This is a genomic window from Micromonospora sp. CB01531 (assembly GCF_001905095.1).
Lineage (GTDB): Bacteria > Actinomycetota > Actinomycetes > Mycobacteriales > Micromonosporaceae > Micromonospora.
The window spans coordinates 53068-68690 of sequence record NZ_LWLS01000080.1 but is presented as its reverse complement, the minus strand read 5'-3'; the positions used below and the strand labels follow the sequence as shown (position 1 = coordinate 68690).

Genomic DNA, 15623 nt, shown 5'->3' with positions numbered 1-15623 from the left:
CACTTCACGGATTTCCCAACGGAGTCCTAAAGGCGGGAGATTCCCGCTTCCAACGCCGTGCGTCGCCGGCGTTGGGTGGGTGGTCGACAGGGCACCTTTCGATCCCTGTCCCGGACTGCCCGCCCGGTGAGTGGGAGCGCCGTCTCGGCGGCGTCCCTGACGTTGATCGCCGCGTTCACGTCAGCGTTGGCCTGATGTCCGCAGGAACCGCACAGGAACACCGCTTGGCTTTCACGATTGTTCCGATCGGTGTTCCCGCAGCGGCTGCACTGTTGGGAGGTGAACGCGGCTGGCACCCTCACGATCCGGGTGCCGGTGGTACGTGCTCGATTGGCCAGGGCTGTCTCGAACAGTCCCCAGCCCTTGTCGAGGATCGCCCGGTTCAATCCGGCCTTCGCGGCCACGTTGATGCCGGGCTCGGCGATGGTGCCCTTTGCGGTGGCGGTCATGGCCGAGATGCAGAGGCGTTCAAGCTTGACGGTCGCGTGCTGGGTGCAGAGGCGGTTCGCCGCCCACATCACGAAGTCACGGCGCCGGTTACGGACCTTCGCCTCGCACCTGGCGATCTCCGCGCGGACCTTGCGGGCACGGTTCGAGGTCTTCGCGCCGCGCTTGCGGCGGGTGGTCTCCTGCCGGCCAGCCTTCGACTTCAGCCTGGCCAACTCCCGCCCCTGACCCGGTGAGGTGAAGGTCCGATTCCACATACGCCCGTCGGACATCGCCAAGGCGACCTTCACGCCCCGGTCGACACCCACAACAGTGCCGGGCCGGGCATGCGCCTCGGGTGTGGTGACGCCGGCGTGGACGCCGAACCCGACGTGCCAGGCAACACCGTCGAAGGACACCACCGCGTTACGGACCGTGCCGCCCAAGGGACGAGACCAGCGGAACTTGACATCTCCGACCTTCGGGAGGCTGACCACGCCCCACCGGCGGTTGACCCGTCGCACCGCAATCGCCTGACCTGGGAACGGGACCGACAACCGCGCCGACTTGCGCTTGCGGGTCGGTGCCCCGGCGGGGTGCTGAGGATCCCACCAGTTGCGGAACGCCTGGTCGAGTTGCCGCAACACCTGCTGACCGGACTGCGCCGGCAGGTCCGCTACCCAGTCGAGTTCCTTACGCGCCTGCGTCAAGGAGGCGCACTGCGCGGCGACCCCGAGAATGACCCGCCGCTGCTGCCAGGCGAACTGCCGCTGCTCCACAGCGGTGTTGTACAGCCAGCGGCACGTGTGCCCCCACGCGGTCAGCCGCTGCGCCTGCCCCTCAGTGGCGTAGAGCCGGTACCTCCGGCCCGTGTCCGCTTTCACGCTGCCAATCCTACACTTGGTTTCATGGCCTTCGATGACCCGGTTCGCACTGGCAGGCACTGTTCTTCCTGCTCCATGCCCATTTGGTTTTCGTCACGAAGTACCAGGCAAAAGTCTTCAGCGACGAACACCTGCACTACCTGGAGCGGGTAATCCGGGAGGTGTGCGAGCAGTTCAAGTGCGAACTGGTCGAGTTCAACGGCGCGGACAATCACGTCCACCTACTGGTCAACTTCCCACCCAAGGTGGCGCTGTCGAACCTGGTCAACTCCCTCAAGGGCGTGTCCTCCCGCTACCTACGCCGCAACTTCCCCGAGATTCGCCGCTACTACTGGCGCGGCGCCCGCCTGTGGGCCGGCTCCTACTTCGCCGGCTCCCTCGAAGGCGCACCCATGACCGTCCTGCATCAGTACATCGAACAGCAGAACCAGCCGGTTTAAAGCACGCTCGGGCCTTGACGGCCCTCCCGCGCGGGTCTTCACCCCCGCTCTTAATGGCGGAGCACTGGCTCGCATCTCGGTAGCTCTCCCCGGCGACCACCCGGACGGGCGGATCGGAGGCCGGTCGTCCGGGCGTGGCGTCGAGGCGGGCCTGCTTAGCGCCCGCCGACCGTCGGGGGCCACCTGCGGGAAGCGGAGCAGATGCCGCCGAAGCGGGCGCACAGGCCGACGAGGCGTGTCAGGATCAGCCTCGCGGGCGGCGTGTGCCTGATGCCGCCATCTGCCGGCAGGCGGCCGCGGCCCATCCGGCGCCGGGCCACCGTGAGCTGTGGGTGAGGCGGGATGAAATATCAGGAGTTCGTGGCGCGGGTGCGCGAACGGGGCGAGTCCGACGACGCTGCGGAGGCGCAACAGGTGATCAGCGTCGTGGTGACCACGCTCGCGGAACGGCTGACCGCGGACGAGGCGCGGCAGCTCGGCTCGCAGCTGCCGGAACAGCTGGGCGACTTCCTCAAGACCGCTGGCGGCGGCGGTCAGCGCGTCGGAGTGGCGGAGTTCCTCCAGCGGGTCAGCGACGGCACCGGCGCGACGGAGCGGACCGCCGAGTGGGACGCCAGCGCGGTCCTGACTACCATCGCCGACGCGGTGTCCGGCGGCGAGCTCAACGACGTGCTGACCCAGCTGCCGTCGGGCTACGCCGCCCTGTTCGGCCGGCCCAGCGTGTCGGGCTGAGCCCCGCGCCGGTCACGCCGCCGCCTGGTGGTCCGTCATCGCCGTGTCGGCCGAGGCCGGCAGCAGGTGGCGCACCTCTGGCGCGCCCTCGGCAAGCTCTCGGGCCCGGTCCTCGGCCTGCTGGTCGGCCTCCGTCAGCCGGCCGCCGTGCTGGCGCAGGTGCTCGTCCCAGGACGGCACCAGATAGACCTCGGTGAGCTGGTCCGGGGTCTCCCCGGCGCGGAACAGGCCCCATCGCATCGCCCCGGTGCGCTGCCGGAAGCCGCGGATGTGGTCCATGGCCGCCAGGAACTCGGCCTCCCGCTCGGGCCGGACGGTGTACGTGACCAGCACCAGCACCGGACCGATCCGGGGGTCCGGTTCGAGCACCAGCGACAGCGGCGGCCGGTAGACGGCCGGATCCTTGATCACCCCGCGCAGGTCCGGCAGCGGCCAGATCTGGGAGGTCAACGCGCCGATCAGCATCAGCACGGCGGCGACGTAGAACGCGGTGACCAGTCCACCGAAGTCGGCCACCACGCCCCACAGGAACGCGCCGACCGCCTGCCCGCCGCCCTGGACCACCTGGTAGACGGCCAGGCCGCGGGCGCGTACCCAGGCCGGCAGGAACAGCTGGATCTCGGCGTTGACGTTGGCCAGGACGGCCACCCAGGCCACTCCGGCGGGCAGCAGCGCGACCAGCACCACGGGGATGGTCCGCACCGACGCCACCACTGCCAGCGTCGCCCCGTACAGGACCCCGGCGACGAGCAGGAACTGGTTGGCGGTCATCCGGGTGCGGATCCACGGCAGCAGCAGGGCGCCTACGATGGCGCCCACCCCGAGCGCGGCCAGCAACAGGCCGTATCCGCTGGAGTTCAGGCCGAGCCGCCGGCTGGCCACCAGCGGCAGCAGCGCCCACAGCGCGCTCGCCGGGATCACGAACACCAGCGCGCGGCGCAGCAGCCGGCGCACGGTCGGCGAGTGGCGCACGTACCGGCCGCCGGCCCGAAGCGCGGCGGTGAACCGCTCGGGCACCTCCACGGCGCGGGCGTCGCCGGGCCGCCACCGGGCCAGCGCCAGCGCGAACACCAGGAACGCCACGGCGTTGAAGCCGAAGACCGGGGCCACTCCCGCCCGGGCGATGAGCACACCGGCCACGGCCGGCCCCACGGCCCGGGCCACGTTGACGCTGATCGAGCCGAGCGCGGAGGCCGACCGCAACTGCTCGCGCGGCACCAGCTCCGGGATCACCGCCGCCCAGGCCGGCAGGGTCAGCGCCTGCCCCACGCCGAAGGCGAACGTGAGCGTGAGCAGCAGCGCCGGCGGCATCCGCCCGGCCGCCGTGAGCAGCGTCAACCCCAGCGCCACCGCGACCATGAAGAGTTGCACGGCGATCAGCAGGTGCCGCCGGTCGAAGGTGTCCGCGAGGGCGCCCGCGGGCAGCGCCAGCAGCAGCATCGGCAGCAGGCTGGCGGTCTGCACCAGGGCCACCAGGGTGGAGGCGTCGGACGTGTGGACCAGCAGCCACTGGGCGCCGACCGTCTGCATCCAGGTGCCGATGTTCGCCGCGAGCAGGGCCAGCCACAGGCTGCGGTAGACCGCCGTCCGCAACGGCGCCCACGCCGAGATCTGAGGTTCGGCCGCGGTGGCGTCGTTGGCGGCTACCACCGGCCGTCCGCCCGGAGTACCCGCTCCCCGGAGACGTACAGGTCGTCGGGGGTGAACTGGAGCAGCCGGACCACCTCGGGCGCGACCTGCTCGGGCATGGCGTAGACCTGGTCGAGGAACTCGTCGCCGACCCGCTCCTGCAGCCGGGTGGGCATCGGCCCTGGGTGCAACTGCATGACCTTGATCCGGTTGCTGTGCTGCGCCTCGGCCAGCGACTCGATCAGGCTGGTGCCGTAACTCTTGGTCGCCCGATAGACGGGGATGCCGGGACGGGCCCGGGTCACCGCCATCGCGCCGACGTACACCAGGTTGCCGAAGTCCTGCCGGTGCAGGTGGTGCAGGGCCTCCCGGCACAGGAACGTGGTGCCGAGCACGTTGACCTCGACCGCGCGGCGGATCCGCTGCGGGGACAGTTCCTCCAGGTCACCGCCCGCCCACATCGACGCGCACGCGGCGACGCCGTCGATCACCTCGTACCGGTCGACCGCAGCGGCGAACGCGTCCCGGACCTGCTCGTAGGAGGAGATGTCGCAGACGATCCCGGCGCACTTCAGGTCGTCGGCCACCGCGGCGACCTCGTCGGGCACGTCACCCAGGACGATCACCTGATGCTCCTCGACGAGCAGGCGGGCGACGGCCAGACCGAGTCCACTGGTCCCTCCGGCCACGATGAAGGTTCTGGCGCCCATGCCTCTCCAGTCCGTCGCGACGCGCGAGCGGTGCGCGGTGGGTGACCCGGAGTGCCTTCCCGCTGGGGCCGGTTCCACACCCCGCGGCGGGCGCAGAGGCGGGCGCTGGACCGGGCGCGGACCCGGACCAGCGCGCGCACGCGTCAGGCCGCTGCCGTCTGGCGGTGCGTACCCTCGGCGAACTCCTCGACCATCTTGTCGCAGAACGCCGGCAGGTCGCCCGGGGCGCGGCTGGTGACCAGGCCGTTGTCCACCTGGACCTGCTGGTCGACCCAGTTCCCGCCGGCGTTGACGATGTCGGTGTGCAGGCTCGGGTACGAGGTGACCGTCCGTCCCTTGACCATCCCGGTCTCGACCAGCGACCACGGGCCGTGGCAGATCGCCGCCACCGGCTTGTTCTGCTGGAAGAACGCCTTGACGAAGTTCATCGCCGCCTGGTTCATCCGGAGCCGGTCCGGGTTGACCGCCCCGCCGGGCAGCACCAGGGCGTCGTAGTCGGCGGGATTCGCCTGGTTCACCGTACGGTCCACCCGATAGCGGTTGGCCGGGTTTATGTCGTGGTTCATGGACTGGATCTCGCCGGACTTGATGGAGATGAGCTGTGCCTCGGCGCCCGCCTGCTCCGCGGCGGCCCGGGACTGCGTGTACTCGATCTCCTCAACCCCGTCGGCGGCGAGGAACGCGACTCGCTTGCCGCGCAGCGGCTGCTGGGCGTTGGCCATGATGCAGGCTCCCTTCGCGGCGCCGCCCCGCCGGCGGCGCGCTCGTCCCATCCACGTTCCCGAGGTCGGCCTGCCACAAACGGACCCGCAGCGGCGCGGCCGGCGGGACAATCCGGCCCCGCGACTGCCGGCCGTGCGCCGTGGCGAGCGGCGGTCCCGCGGGCACGGGCCGGCCGGTGGATTCGAGCCGGGTCGCGGGTGTGGGAACGGATTTTGCGGGAAAGGCACGCCGGCCAGTACCGGACGCCACGCCGTTCGCCGGCACCAACTACTCGAAGACGGGTGAGCAGGCATGACAGGAAAGACGACCATGGGGGTCCGCTCGGTCACGGACACCCTCGGGATCGAGCGAGCGGCGCAGGACCGCGGATCGGAAGGGCTGGCGCGTCTGCTCGGCTGGGTCAGCCTCGGTCTCGGCGTGACCGCCCTCGCCGGCGGGTCCAGGGTCGCCCAGGCGTGCGGCGTCGACGATTCACGCACGGCCCGGATGGTCCTGCGCGCCGCCGGCGCCCGGGAGCTGGGCCACGCCGCCGCGCTGCTGATTCCGCGCCGGGCCGGTCTGGCCGGGTGGACCCGGGTCGCCGGTGACGTGCTGGACCTGGCCGCGACCGGCCAGGCGATGCGTAACCGCCGCGGCGAGCGGCGGCGCCGGCTGGCGTACACCATGGCCGCCCTCGCCGGGATCACCGCGGTCGACCTGTACGCCTCGATCCGTGCGACCCAGCGCCGCCGGGTCTACGACGGCGGCCGGGCGTACGGCTCGGTGACGGTCAACCGCACCCCCGAGGAGACCTACAACTTCTGGCACGACTTCGAGAACCTGCCCCGCTTCATGTACCACCTCGAGTCGGTACGCCGGACGGACCCCCGCCGGTCCCGGTGGACCGCGAAGGCCCCGGCCGGCCGAAGTGTGCAGTGGGAGGCCGAGATCATCGAGGACCGGCCCAACCAGTTGATCCGGTGGCGTTCCGTCGACGGCGCGCGGGTGCCGAACGGCGGCAGCGTGCGGTTCATGCCGGCCGCGGGCAACCGGGGCACGGAGGTGCGGATCGAGCTGGAGTACTCGGTGCCCGGCCGCGCCATGGGCCGGCTGGCGGCGCGCGCGTTCGGCGAGAACCCGCAACAACAGATCTGCGACGACCTACGGCGGTTCAAGCAGGTCATCGAGACTGGTGAGATCGCCCGGTCCGACGGCATGCCGGACGGCACGAGCGTCAGGGCGCAGGCCCGGCAGCGCCCGGCCCGGCCGCTGGCCCGGATCGCGTGAGGGGGACACGATGAAGGCCAACTGCTGGATCGCTCCGAACCGGGTGGCGGTCGAAGACGTACCGGACCCGCAGATCCTCAACCCCCGCGACGCCGTGGTCCGGGTGACCTCGTCCGCCATCTGCGGCTCCGACCTGCACCTGCTCGACGGGTTCATCCCCGCGATGAAGCGCGGTGACATTCTCGGGCACGAGTTCATGGGCGAGATCGTGGAGCTCGGCCAGAGCGCGCGGGACGGGCTGCGCGTCGGTGACCGGGTGGTTGTCGGCTTCCCCATCGCCTGCGGTGACTGCATCTCCTGCCAGAACGGGCTCTACTCGGTCTGCGAGAACTCCAACCCGAACGCGGCGATCGCGGAGCTGGCGATGGGTCACTCCCCCGCCGGCATCTTCGGCTACTCCCACCTGATGGGCGGGTACGCGGGCGGCCAGGCGCAGTACGTGCGGGTGCCCTACGCCGACGTCGGCGCCCTCAAGATCGAGGATGACCTGCCGGACGAGAAGGTGCTGTTCCTGTCCGACGTGCTGCCCACCGGTTACATGGCCGCCGAGCAGTGTGACATCAAGCCCGGCGACACCGTCGCCATCTGGGGTGCGGGTCCGGTCGGCCAGTTGGCCACCGTCAGCGCCTACCTGCTGGGCGCCGGCCGCGTGATCGTCATCGACCGGTACCCGTACCGGCTGCGGATGGCCCGGGACAAGGCCGGCGCGGAGACGATCAACTACGAGGAGACCGACGTCCTGGACACGCTGCGGGAGATGACCGCCGGCCGGGGCCCGGACGCGTGCATCGACGCGGTCGGGATGGAGGGGCACCACGCGTCGGCGGCGCTGCACGCGTACGACCGGGCGAAGCAGGCGGTCAAGGTGGAGACGGACCGGCCGCACGCGCTGCGCGAGGCGATCCTGAGCTGCCGCAACGGTGGCACGATCATGGCCATCGGCGCGTACGGCGGGTTCATCGACAAGTTTCCGATGGGCTCGTTCATGAACCGCTCGCTGACCATGCGCTCCGGTCAGGCCCACGTGCAGCGCTACATGCGGCCGCTGCTGGAGCGGATCCGCCGGGGCGAGATCGACCCCAGCTTCATCATCACCCACACGCTGCGGCTGCACGACACGCCCCAGGGTTACGACATCTTCAAGAACAAGCAGGAGGACTGCGTCAAGGTGATTCTGAAGCCTTAACCGACCGGCCCGGGCGGCGGCCACCGGACGCGGGCGAGCAGATCCTCGCACCGCGATGCCGGGGCCGGGGGAACTCCGGGCGGGTGGTGGCTATCTGCGGGCCGCGCGCTGCCACCGGCCGGCGGGCCGGGTCCGGTCTGGGAGGGAGGCGCCGGGACGGCCGCGTTGTCCCCGCAGCGGCGGCACGTGGCGGCCGGTCCGCGCCATGCCGTCCGGCACTGCCGCGGCGACCGGTGGGCGGCCGCTGCCCGGCCTGGGCAGCACCGCCAGGAGGACGCCGAGCAGTGCCGCGGCGACCAGGCAGTCCAGCCAGTAGTGGTTGCCGGTGGCGACGACCACCAGCAGCGTGGCGAGCGGGTGCGCCAGCCAGAGCCAGCGCAGCCGGCCGGCCGTGGCCCTGACCAGCACGAGGCCGACGACCAGCGCCCAGCCGACGTGCAGGGACGGCATGGCGGCGTACTGGTTGCTCACCGTGTCGGCCTCGGGCGCGCCGTAGACCGTGGGCCCGAACCGGCTCGCGGTGTCGATCATGCCGGTCCGGCCGGTCAGCCGCGGCGGAGCGAGCGGGACGAGGAAGTGCAGCACCAGCGCGGCCGCGGTGAGCGTGGCGAGCAGCCGACGGGCCCACCGGTAGTGCGCGGGGTGGCGCACGTACAACCACACCAGGCAGAGGATTGTGGCCGGGAAGTGCACGTAGGCGTAGTACTCGTTGGCCAGTCGCACCAGCAGTTCGTGGGCGAGCAGCGGCTGCTGGAGGGTGGTCTCGCCGGGCAGGTGGAGCAGCCGTTCCCACCGCCAGACCCGTTCCCCGTTGAGCACCGCGGTCGGCGCCCGGCCCGCGGCGGCGACCCGACCGATCTTGTACGCGAGGAACAGCGCGGCGATGAGCGCCAGTTCGCGTGCCGCGCGGCGCAGGGCGCCGTTGCGCCGCCCGTCGGGTCCTGCCGTCGGGGCGGCCTCCGTGGTGTCCACACGTTCTCGATTCGGTTACGACCGGCGGATGCCGGCCTGGGACGGTTCAGGGCCGCCGCCGGGGACGGCGACGGCCCTGAACCCTTGGGGGCGTCAGCGGCGGGATGGATCGCGGTTCGCCCCGGCGTCGACGGGCACCTGGTCGAAGGCGGGCGCGCCGTCGACCGCGTCGGCCGCGACGGCGGCCGACCGTGCGCTGTCGGGCAGGTCGAGGCTGGACCGCAGGGTGACCGGCTTGAGCAGCAGCGCGGCGAGGATGCCGACGACGGCGATCGCGGCCGAGATGAGGAAGATGTGCCCGGTGGCGTCGCCGTAGGCGGCGCGGACGATGTGCTCCACCGGCGCGGGCAGGGCGCTGAGGTTCAGGCTGCTGCTTCCTCCACCGCCGTTGGTCGGGATGCCCGCGGCGGTCAGGTCGTGGGTGATCCGGTCGGTGACGCGGCGGGCCAGGACGGCGCCGAGCACGGAGACGCCGATGGTGCCGCCGAGGGAGCGGAAGAACGCCACGCTGGAGCTGGCCGCGCCGATGTCCTTGAGTGCCACCGTGTTCTGCACGGCGAGCACCAGGTTCTGCATGGTCATGCCGACGCCGGTGCCGACGATGAACATGGCCACGCCGACCAGGACGAGCGACGTCTCGTGGTCGATGGTGCCGAGCAGGGCGAAGCCGGCGACCAGGATGATCGACCCGGCGACGATGTACGGCTTGATCCGGCCGGTCTGGGTGATGAGCCGGCCGACGACGATCGACGAGAGCAGGACGCCGGCCATCATCGGGATGGTGAGCAGGCCGGCCTCGGTCGGGCTGTAGCCGCGGCCGATCTGGAAGTACTGGCCAAGGAAGACGGCGCCGCCGAACATGGCCATGCCGACCGCGAGGCTGCCGAGGATGGCCAGGGCGGTGGTGCGCTCGCGGATGATGTCGAGCGGGACGACCGGCTCGGCGGCCCGCGACTCGACCCAGACGGCCAGGGCGAGCAGGAGCAGCGAGCCGCCGACCATGACACCGCTCTGCCAGGAGATCCAGGCGAACGAGCTGTCGACGAACGAGATCCAGATCAGCAGCAGGCTGACTCCGGCGGCGATGAGCGACGCGCCGAGGTAGTCGATCTTGACGTTGTCCCGGCGCATGGTGGGCAGGCGCAGCGTGGCCTGGAGCAGGACCAGCGCGACGACGGCGACGGGTACGCCCACGAAGAAGCACCAGCGCCAGCCGAGCCAGGAGGTGTCCACGATGAGACCGCCGAGCAGCGGGCCACCGACGGTCGCGAGGGCCATCACGCCGCCGAGGTAGCCGTTGTACCGGCCGCGCTCGCGCGGCGGGATCATCGCCGCGATGGCGACCTGGACGAGGGCCTGGAGGCCGCCGACGCCGATGCCCTGGAACGCGCGGGCGCCGATGAGCTGGCCGGCGTTCTGCGCGAAGCCGGCGGCCACCGAGCCGGCCAGGAAGACCACGATGGCGGCCTGGATGAGGATCTTCTTGTTGAACAGGTCGGCCAGCTTGCCCCAGATGGGGGTGGTCGCCGTCGCGGTGAGCAGGGTGGCGGTGACCACCCAGGTGTACTGGGTCTGCGAGCCGTTCAGGGCTCCGATGATCTTCGGTAGGGCGGTCGAGACGACCGTGCCGCTGAGCATGGCGACGAAGAGCACCAGCAGCAGGCCGCTGAGTGCTTCCAGCGTCTGTCGCTTGCCCATGGGCTCGGCTGCGGTGGGTGCGCTCATCGCGCGTCCTCCAGGTTGTCGTGGTGTGCGAGGGCGACCTCGATGTCGCGGGTGAACCGGCCGAGCGCGGCGGACAGCGCCGCCACCTCGCCGGGGGTCCAGTCGGCGAGCGCTCGGTCGAGCACCCCGCCGTACCAGTCGTGGGTGTCGGCCAGGGCCGCGCGGCCGGCCGCGGTGACGGTCAGGTGGCTGGCCCGCCGGTCGCTGGGGTCGGCACGCCGGTCGACCAGGCCGTGCGCGACCAGGGCGGCGACCGCTCGGCTGACGGTCGACGGGTCGAGCCGGGTCCGCTCGGCCAGTTCCCGGGCGTGGCACCCGGTGGCGCAGCGGTCGATGTGCATGAGGAGGCCCACCAGGCCGGGCGGCACGGCCGGCCGGTCGTCGGCGCGCTGTTGCTTGAGCAGCCGCACGCCGGTCAGCAGCTCCTGCAGGCGCGTGCCGAGTTCGCGGGTGGCGGGGTCCACGGTTGTCCTCCAGACGGAGTTGGTTGCCTCAAGCAATAATTGGCGAATCTTGCGCAGTAGGCAAGTTTGCTCGTTGAGAAATGGATCACGTAGGCTGGTGTTCATGTCGGAGGCAACCGGGCTGCGGGAACGCAAGAAGGCGGCGACCCGGCTCGCCCTGCACGAGGCGGCGCTGCGCCTCGCGCTGGAGCAGGGACCGGAGCGGGTCACCGTCGAGGCGATCGCGGACGCCGCCAACGTCTCCCGGCGGACCTTCTCCAACTACTTCTCCAGTAAGGAGGAGGCGCTCTTCCACGGCGACACCGTGCGGCTGCGCCGGATGCTGGAGCTGCTGCGCGAGCGGCCCGCCGACGAGCCGCCGTGGACCGCGCTGAGCCGGGCCGCCCTGCGCCAGGCCGGCGAGATGTTCGAGGACCCCACCGTGTCCTGGCTCACCCGACGCCGCCAGTTGCACGGACACCCCGGCCTTCTCGCGCACCAGGTCGCCGCGTACGGGGCGATCGAGCGGGAACTGGCCGGTGAGCTGGCCCACCGGCTCACCGGACCTGACCCGGCCCTGCGCTCCCGGATCTTGGCCGCCGCCTTTTTGGCCACCCTGCGGGTCGCCGTCCAGTACTGGTTCGAACAGCCGGACGGCCCGCTGGTCGACACGCTCCGGGCCACGCTCGCCCTGGCCGCCCCCGCCGCCGCGGCCGAGGGCCGCACCAGCACGCACCGCTGACGCCGGACGCGGACGATGTCGTACGGCGGGGTTACCGTCGTGCCGTGGTCACCGTCGATGACGTCCGGGCGCTGGCCCGGACGTTGCCCCGCACCAGCGAGCACCTGATCCGCGACCGGATCAAGTTTCGCGTCGGCGCCATCGTCTACGTCGCGTTCTCCCGCGACGAGCGGACGATGGGCTTCGGCTACCCGAAGGAGCAGCGGGACGGCCTCATCGCCGCCGAGCCGGACCTGTTCTTCCTCCCCCGCCCGTCCGACCTGCGGTTCAACTGGGTGTGCTGCCACCTCGAGCGACTCGACCACGACCAGATGACCGAGCTGGTCACCGAGTCGTGGCGGATGGTGGTGCCGAAGTTCCTCGCCCGGCAGCGGCTGGGCGACTGAGCCCGGCCGCCGCAGCCGGTCGATCAGCCGTCGGCGGCGTGGGGCCGGGCCGGTCGCGCGCCGGGCGACCAGCCGAGCACGCACACGGGCCGGCGGTGCCCATGCTGTTCTCCGGGGTGATGCTCTACCTGGCCGCCGACCTGGCGTTCCAACTGCGCACGTTGCGGACGGTGACGTGGACCCGGATCGGTGTGCTCGTCGTGCTCGCGGTCGGGCTTCCGGTCGCCCAGCACCTCCCGGCGTTCGGGGCACTCACCCTGCTGACGGCCAACTGCCTCGCCCTCGTCATCATCGAACTGGTGGCCCTGGCCGACTCGCGGCGCGCCCTGCGCCGGGCGGTGTACGAGGAGAAGACCATCCACGAGGCCGGTGAGGCCGCCTGGCGGGCCCGCTGGCACGACGAGGGCCCGGAGCAGCCGGCGCAGTGACGCCCGCAGAAGGGCCGACCGTCCGGAATGGTGAGACAGCCCGGGCCGTAGCATCTGCGCGTGATCGAGATCGGCACCGAGGTCGAACTGTTCCACCCGCCTGCCCGGGTCTGGCGAGCGTTGACCGACACGGCGTACCTCACCAAGTGGTTCGTCGAGACCGCGCCGGCGGCGGACGCCCCGGACCGGCTGCTGCTGCGGACGGCGGGGCTGCCCGGCTTCGACGCCGACGTCGAGGCGACCGTGGTCGAGCGGCAGGCGCCGGAGCGGCTTGTGCTGCACTGCCAGGAGGGCGACCGGCAGACCGTGCTGACCTGCACGATCGCCCCCACCAGCCACGGCTGCCGGCTGTCCCTTTACGAGATGCTGGAGCAGGGCGAGTGGAACGACGAACAGGGCGACCGCCGTGCCGAGCAACACGAGCAGGCGCTGGCCGTACGGCTGCCGGCAATCCTCGACTGGCTGGCGTTCCAGCAGGTCGACCTGCGCCGCGCCGAGGGCGGACTGACCGCCGAACTACCGGTGGTCCGGTTGCTAGGCGACGGCCGGGCCCGGACCAGGCGCCTGTGGGCGGTGGTCATCGGCGCGCTGACCTGCCTCGCGCTGCTGGTCGGGGCGGGGGTGTGGGCGACCCGGCGGCCGGCCGCTCAGCTACCGGACGCCACGGCGCAGTCGGCTCCGCTGGTCGTGCCCAGCGCCACCAGCCGCGCTCCCCAGCCCACCCCGACCCGCACGGCGGCCGCCGCGAGCCGGCACAGCGCCACCCCGACGCCGACCCCGACCCCGTCAGCCACGCCCAGCCGCACCCCCAGCGCGAGGACGCCGGCCGCCCCGGCCCTGACCGCCAGCTACGAGACCGTCTCCGACCGGCTGTTCGGCTACCGGGGCGCGGTGACGATCACCAATCCCGGCAGCGCGGCGAAGGAGGGCTGGACGGTGCTCGTGACGCTCGGGACGCGAGCCGAGATCGGCAACGTCAACGGGGCCGAGGGCAAGCAGAACGGGCAGGTGGTCACCTTCACCGGACCGGCCGTGCCGGCCGGGGGTTCGCGGACATTCCGGTTCGACGTCCGCGACCCGGACGCGTCGGCCACGGCGCCCAACGGCTGCACCATCGACGGCGCGGCGTGCGCAGGCCTCTAGAGGCCTGCCCGACCCGGGGCCGCCGGCCGGCGCGAACCGGCCACGGCGGCCCGCGCCGGGGCGATGCCAGTCCCGGCCGGCCGGGTGGGTCAGGTTTGCGGCAGGCCCTGGTGGTTGAGGTAGAGCACGACGCGGAACTGCTCACCGTCGTCGTGCAGCAGGAACGAGGAGGCGAGCGGCACCGGTCGGCCGCCGTCCATCCGGGATGCCTCCCAGTCGGTGCGGGCGAGGACGTACCGGTCGTCGAGGCGCTGACAGGTGACGCCGGTCAGCGCCGCGGGGCCGAGCCCGAGGTCGGCGAAGAGCTGCGCCCGACGGGGCAGCGCGGCGAGGAACCCGGCCCGGGGGACGGGCCGGGCGCCGGTGTCGTCGGCCAGGAGGAACGGGTCGGCGAAGCAGTCGTCGACAGCGGGGCTGTCCGCGGTGCCGGCGGTCGGTCCGAGCGCGGCGAGGAAGCTACGGACGCGGCTGTCGAGCGGGACGGTGGAAGCGTCGGGCAACGTGACTGGTCCTTTCCGGAGGGCGACCGCGCCGGGATGGCGGGCCGCCGGTGGAACCCGGGCGGCGCGATGGGACACACCCCCGAGAGAGCGCCACGCTACCAGTCAGAAGCGGACATAATACCACATTATTTGACAGAAATCAAGTGCCTCCTGGTCCACTCACCTCGCCGTTCAACCGATGCCCCGCAGGAACGGCGACCGACGAGGATGGGCGGGGTGAACAGAAGCGCCCCGCCACCGGGGGGAGCCGGTGACGGGGCAGGGAACGCGGCACGCTCGTAAAACCACGGGCGGCATGGAGTCCGCCCCGGCGGATCAGGCCTCGGCGAGCTGGCCGCGCAGCTTGGCCAACGCGCGGGCGAGCAGCCGGGACACATGCATCTGGGACACCCCGACGCGGGCGGCGATCTCGCTCTGGGTCAGGTTGCCGTAGAAGCGGAGGGTGAGGATCCGCTGCTCCCGCTCGTCCAGCGTGGCCAGCGCCGGCCCGAGCGAGGCGCGCAGCTCGGCCAGCTCGTACTCGCCGTCCTCGGTGCCGAGGGTGTCGCCCAGCTCGGTGGCGCTGTCGCCGTCGCCGATCGGGGTCGACAGCGAGACGGCATTGTAGGCACGGGCCCCTTCCAGGCCCTCGAGAACCTCTTCCTCGGTGAGGTCGAGGTGGGCGGCGATGTCAGCCACCGTGGGGGCCCGGTTGAGGGTGTGGGTCAGGGTGCTGTTCGCCTCGGAGATGCGCAGCCGCAGCTCCTGGAGGCGACGCGGCACGCGGATGTTCCAGGTGCGGTCGCGGAAGTGCCGCTTGATCTCGCCGAGGATGGTCGGGATGGCGAACCCGGCGAAGTCGACGCCGCGGGAGGCGTCGAACCGGTCCACCGCCTTGATGAGGCCGAGGGCCGCCGTCTGGGCCAGATCGCCGGTGGGCTCACCCCGGCCGCTGTAGCGAGCGGCGAGGTGGTTGGCCAGCGGCAGCCACGCCTCGACGACCTGGTTGCGCAGGGCCGGCCGGTCCGGGTGCTCCGCGGGTAGCGCGGCAAGGGCGGCAATCAGCTCGCTGGCCCGGGTCTCCTCGCCGCTGGTCGCCGTGCGGTGCACGTCGGTGGTCGTCGTCGGCGCGATGGTCGTCGTAGTCATACTGCCCTTCCTGTCCTGGGGAGACGGGGCTCCCAGCACCGGTCGTGTCAGTCACCCTAGACCAACGGTCGTCATCCATTCAACCGAACGGACGATGGATATAGCGTCCATAAACTGACAATCAGGCCCAAATTGACCGAACGGCGGGAGTGACGGG

The 15623-nt window shown here is 71.8% G+C and carries 16 protein-coding genes and 1 pseudogene; 8 read left to right on the top strand and 9 right to left on the bottom strand.

The features are described from left to right. Positions 1-26 precede the first annotated feature (26 nt). Positions 27-1370 (bottom strand): RNA-guided endonuclease InsQ/TnpB family protein, encoded by a 1344-nt coding sequence (locus A6A27_RS23445; protein WP_143194124.1) that lies wholly within the window; start codon positions 1368-1370, stop codon positions 27-29. Here A6A27_RS23445 and tnpA point away from each other — a divergent pair. Next, positions 1335-1750, top strand: a pseudogene (tnpA, locus tag A6A27_RS23440) (IS200/IS605 family transposase). The gene A6A27_RS23445 and the pseudogene tnpA sit on opposite strands and share 36 nt — an antisense overlap. Positions 1751-2092: 342 nt before the next feature. Then, on the top strand, positions 2093-2482 hold the full coding sequence (locus A6A27_RS23435; RefSeq protein ID WP_073836794.1) for a DUF2267 domain-containing protein: 390 nt from the start codon (positions 2093-2095) through the stop codon (positions 2480-2482). 12 nt (positions 2483-2494) lie between these two features. Here A6A27_RS23435 and A6A27_RS23430 read toward each other — a convergent pair whose 3' ends face one another. From A6A27_RS23430 to A6A27_RS23420, 3 genes are all read right to left on the bottom strand, one after another. Further along, positions 2495-4132 (bottom strand): MFS transporter, encoded by a 1638-nt coding sequence (locus A6A27_RS23430; protein ID WP_241825415.1) that lies wholly within the window; start codon positions 4130-4132, stop codon positions 2495-2497. Then, positions 4126-4821, bottom strand: coding sequence for an SDR family NAD(P)-dependent oxidoreductase (locus A6A27_RS23425; protein WP_073836793.1), 696 nt, complete (start codon positions 4819-4821; stop codon positions 4126-4128). Before A6A27_RS23425 ends, A6A27_RS23430 begins: the two co-directional genes overlap by 7 nt. Positions 4822-4964: 143 nt before the next feature. Beyond that, complete coding sequence (locus tag A6A27_RS23420) at positions 4965-5543, bottom strand: type 1 glutamine amidotransferase domain-containing protein (RefSeq protein WP_073836792.1); 579 nt, start codon at positions 5541-5543, stop codon at positions 4965-4967. A gap of 292 nt (positions 5544-5835) precedes the next feature. On the opposite strand from A6A27_RS23420, the gene A6A27_RS23415 reads away from it, so the two are divergent. Both A6A27_RS23415 and A6A27_RS23410 read left to right on the top strand, forming a co-directional pair. Then, entirely contained in the window at positions 5836-6810 is a 975-nt protein-coding gene (locus A6A27_RS23415; protein ID WP_241825414.1) for an SRPBCC family protein, read from the top strand. Between the two features lie 10 nt (positions 6811-6820). Beyond that, the gene (locus A6A27_RS23410; RefSeq protein WP_073836791.1) at positions 6821-7996 is read left to right on the top strand and encodes a zinc-dependent alcohol dehydrogenase; all 1176 of its coding nucleotides are present in this window, start codon (positions 6821-6823) and stop codon (positions 7994-7996) included. Positions 7997-8086: 90 nt separating this feature from the next. Here A6A27_RS23410 and A6A27_RS23405 read toward each other — a convergent pair whose 3' ends face one another. The 3 genes from A6A27_RS23405 to A6A27_RS45115 all read right to left on the bottom strand — a co-directional run bounded on the left by A6A27_RS23405 (position 8087) and on the right by A6A27_RS45115 (position 11157). Beyond that, positions 8087-8968: a phosphatase PAP2 family protein gene (locus tag A6A27_RS23405; protein WP_073836790.1), complete on the bottom strand. Its 882-nt coding sequence runs from the start codon at positions 8966-8968 to the stop codon at positions 8087-8089. A gap of 93 nt (positions 8969-9061) precedes the next feature. Further along, a complete protein-coding gene (locus A6A27_RS23400) occupies positions 9062-10693 on the bottom strand; it encodes an MDR family MFS transporter (RefSeq protein ID WP_073836789.1) in 1632 nt (543 codons plus the stop codon). After that, on the bottom strand, positions 10690-11157 hold the full coding sequence (locus A6A27_RS45115) for a MarR family winged helix-turn-helix transcriptional regulator (protein ID WP_241825413.1): 468 nt from the start codon (positions 11155-11157) through the stop codon (positions 10690-10692). The genes A6A27_RS23400 and A6A27_RS45115 overlap by 4 nt, the downstream gene beginning before the upstream one ends. Positions 11158-11260: 103 nt before the next feature. On the opposite strand from A6A27_RS45115, the gene A6A27_RS23390 reads away from it, so the two are divergent. The 4 genes from A6A27_RS23390 to A6A27_RS23375 are packed head-to-tail and all read left to right on the top strand — an operon-like array spanning position 11261 to position 13835. Then, positions 11261-11878 (top strand): TetR/AcrR family transcriptional regulator, encoded by a 618-nt coding sequence (locus A6A27_RS23390; protein WP_073836788.1) that lies wholly within the window; start codon positions 11261-11263, stop codon positions 11876-11878. A 44-nt stretch (positions 11879-11922) separates the two neighbouring features. Beyond that, positions 11923-12264 carry an MmcQ/YjbR family DNA-binding protein gene (locus A6A27_RS23385; protein ID WP_073836787.1) on the top strand — a complete coding sequence of 114 codons (342 nt, stop codon included), beginning with the start codon at positions 11923-11925 and terminating at the stop codon, positions 12262-12264. Beyond that, positions 12156-12692, top strand: a complete 537-nt coding sequence (locus A6A27_RS23380; RefSeq protein ID WP_338013303.1) for a low temperature requirement protein A — start codon at positions 12156-12158, stop codon at positions 12690-12692. The genes A6A27_RS23385 and A6A27_RS23380 overlap by 109 nt, the downstream gene beginning before the upstream one ends. 60 nt (positions 12693-12752) lie before the next feature. After that, on the top strand, positions 12753-13835 hold the full coding sequence (locus tag A6A27_RS23375) for an SRPBCC domain-containing protein (RefSeq protein ID WP_073836785.1): 1083 nt from the start codon (positions 12753-12755) through the stop codon (positions 13833-13835). Between the two features lie 89 nt (positions 13836-13924). Here A6A27_RS23375 and A6A27_RS23370 read toward each other — a convergent pair whose 3' ends face one another. Further along, positions 13925-14335, bottom strand: a complete 411-nt coding sequence (locus tag A6A27_RS23370; protein WP_073836784.1) for a hypothetical protein — start codon at positions 14333-14335, stop codon at positions 13925-13927. Between the two features lie 318 nt (positions 14336-14653). Then, positions 14654-15466: a SigB/SigF/SigG family RNA polymerase sigma factor gene (locus A6A27_RS23365; RefSeq protein WP_073836783.1), complete on the bottom strand. Its 813-nt coding sequence runs from the start codon at positions 15464-15466 to the stop codon at positions 14654-14656. Positions 15467-15623: the final 157 nt, after the last annotated feature.

What these genes read in the sequence shown, in the direction of transcription:
- A6A27_RS23410 (WP_073836791.1), top strand. Translation starts at nt 6,821, where the DNA reads ATGAAGGCCAACTGCTGGATCGCTCCGAACCGGGTGGCGGTCGAAGAC.
- A6A27_RS23400 (WP_073836789.1), bottom strand. Translation starts at nt 10,693, where the DNA reads ATGAGCGCACCCACCGCAGCCGAGCCCATGGGCAAGCGACAGACGCTG.
- A6A27_RS23425 (WP_073836793.1), bottom strand. Translation starts at nt 4,821, where the DNA reads ATGGGCGCCAGAACCTTCATCGTGGCCGGAGGGACCAGTGGACTCGGT.
- A6A27_RS23415 (WP_241825414.1), top strand. Translation starts at nt 5,836, where the DNA reads ATGACAGGAAAGACGACCATGGGGGTCCGCTCGGTCACGGACACCCTC.
- A6A27_RS23390 (WP_073836788.1), top strand. Translation starts at nt 11,261, where the DNA reads ATGTCGGAGGCAACCGGGCTGCGGGAACGCAAGAAGGCGGCGACCCGG.
- A6A27_RS23365 (WP_073836783.1), bottom strand. Translation starts at nt 15,466, where the DNA reads ATGACTACGACGACCATCGCGCCGACGACGACCACCGACGTGCACCGC.
- A6A27_RS23420 (WP_073836792.1), bottom strand. Translation starts at nt 5,543, where the DNA reads ATGGCCAACGCCCAGCAGCCGCTGCGCGGCAAGCGAGTCGCGTTCCTC.
- A6A27_RS23435 (WP_073836794.1), top strand. Translation starts at nt 2,093, where the DNA reads ATGAAATATCAGGAGTTCGTGGCGCGGGTGCGCGAACGGGGCGAGTCC.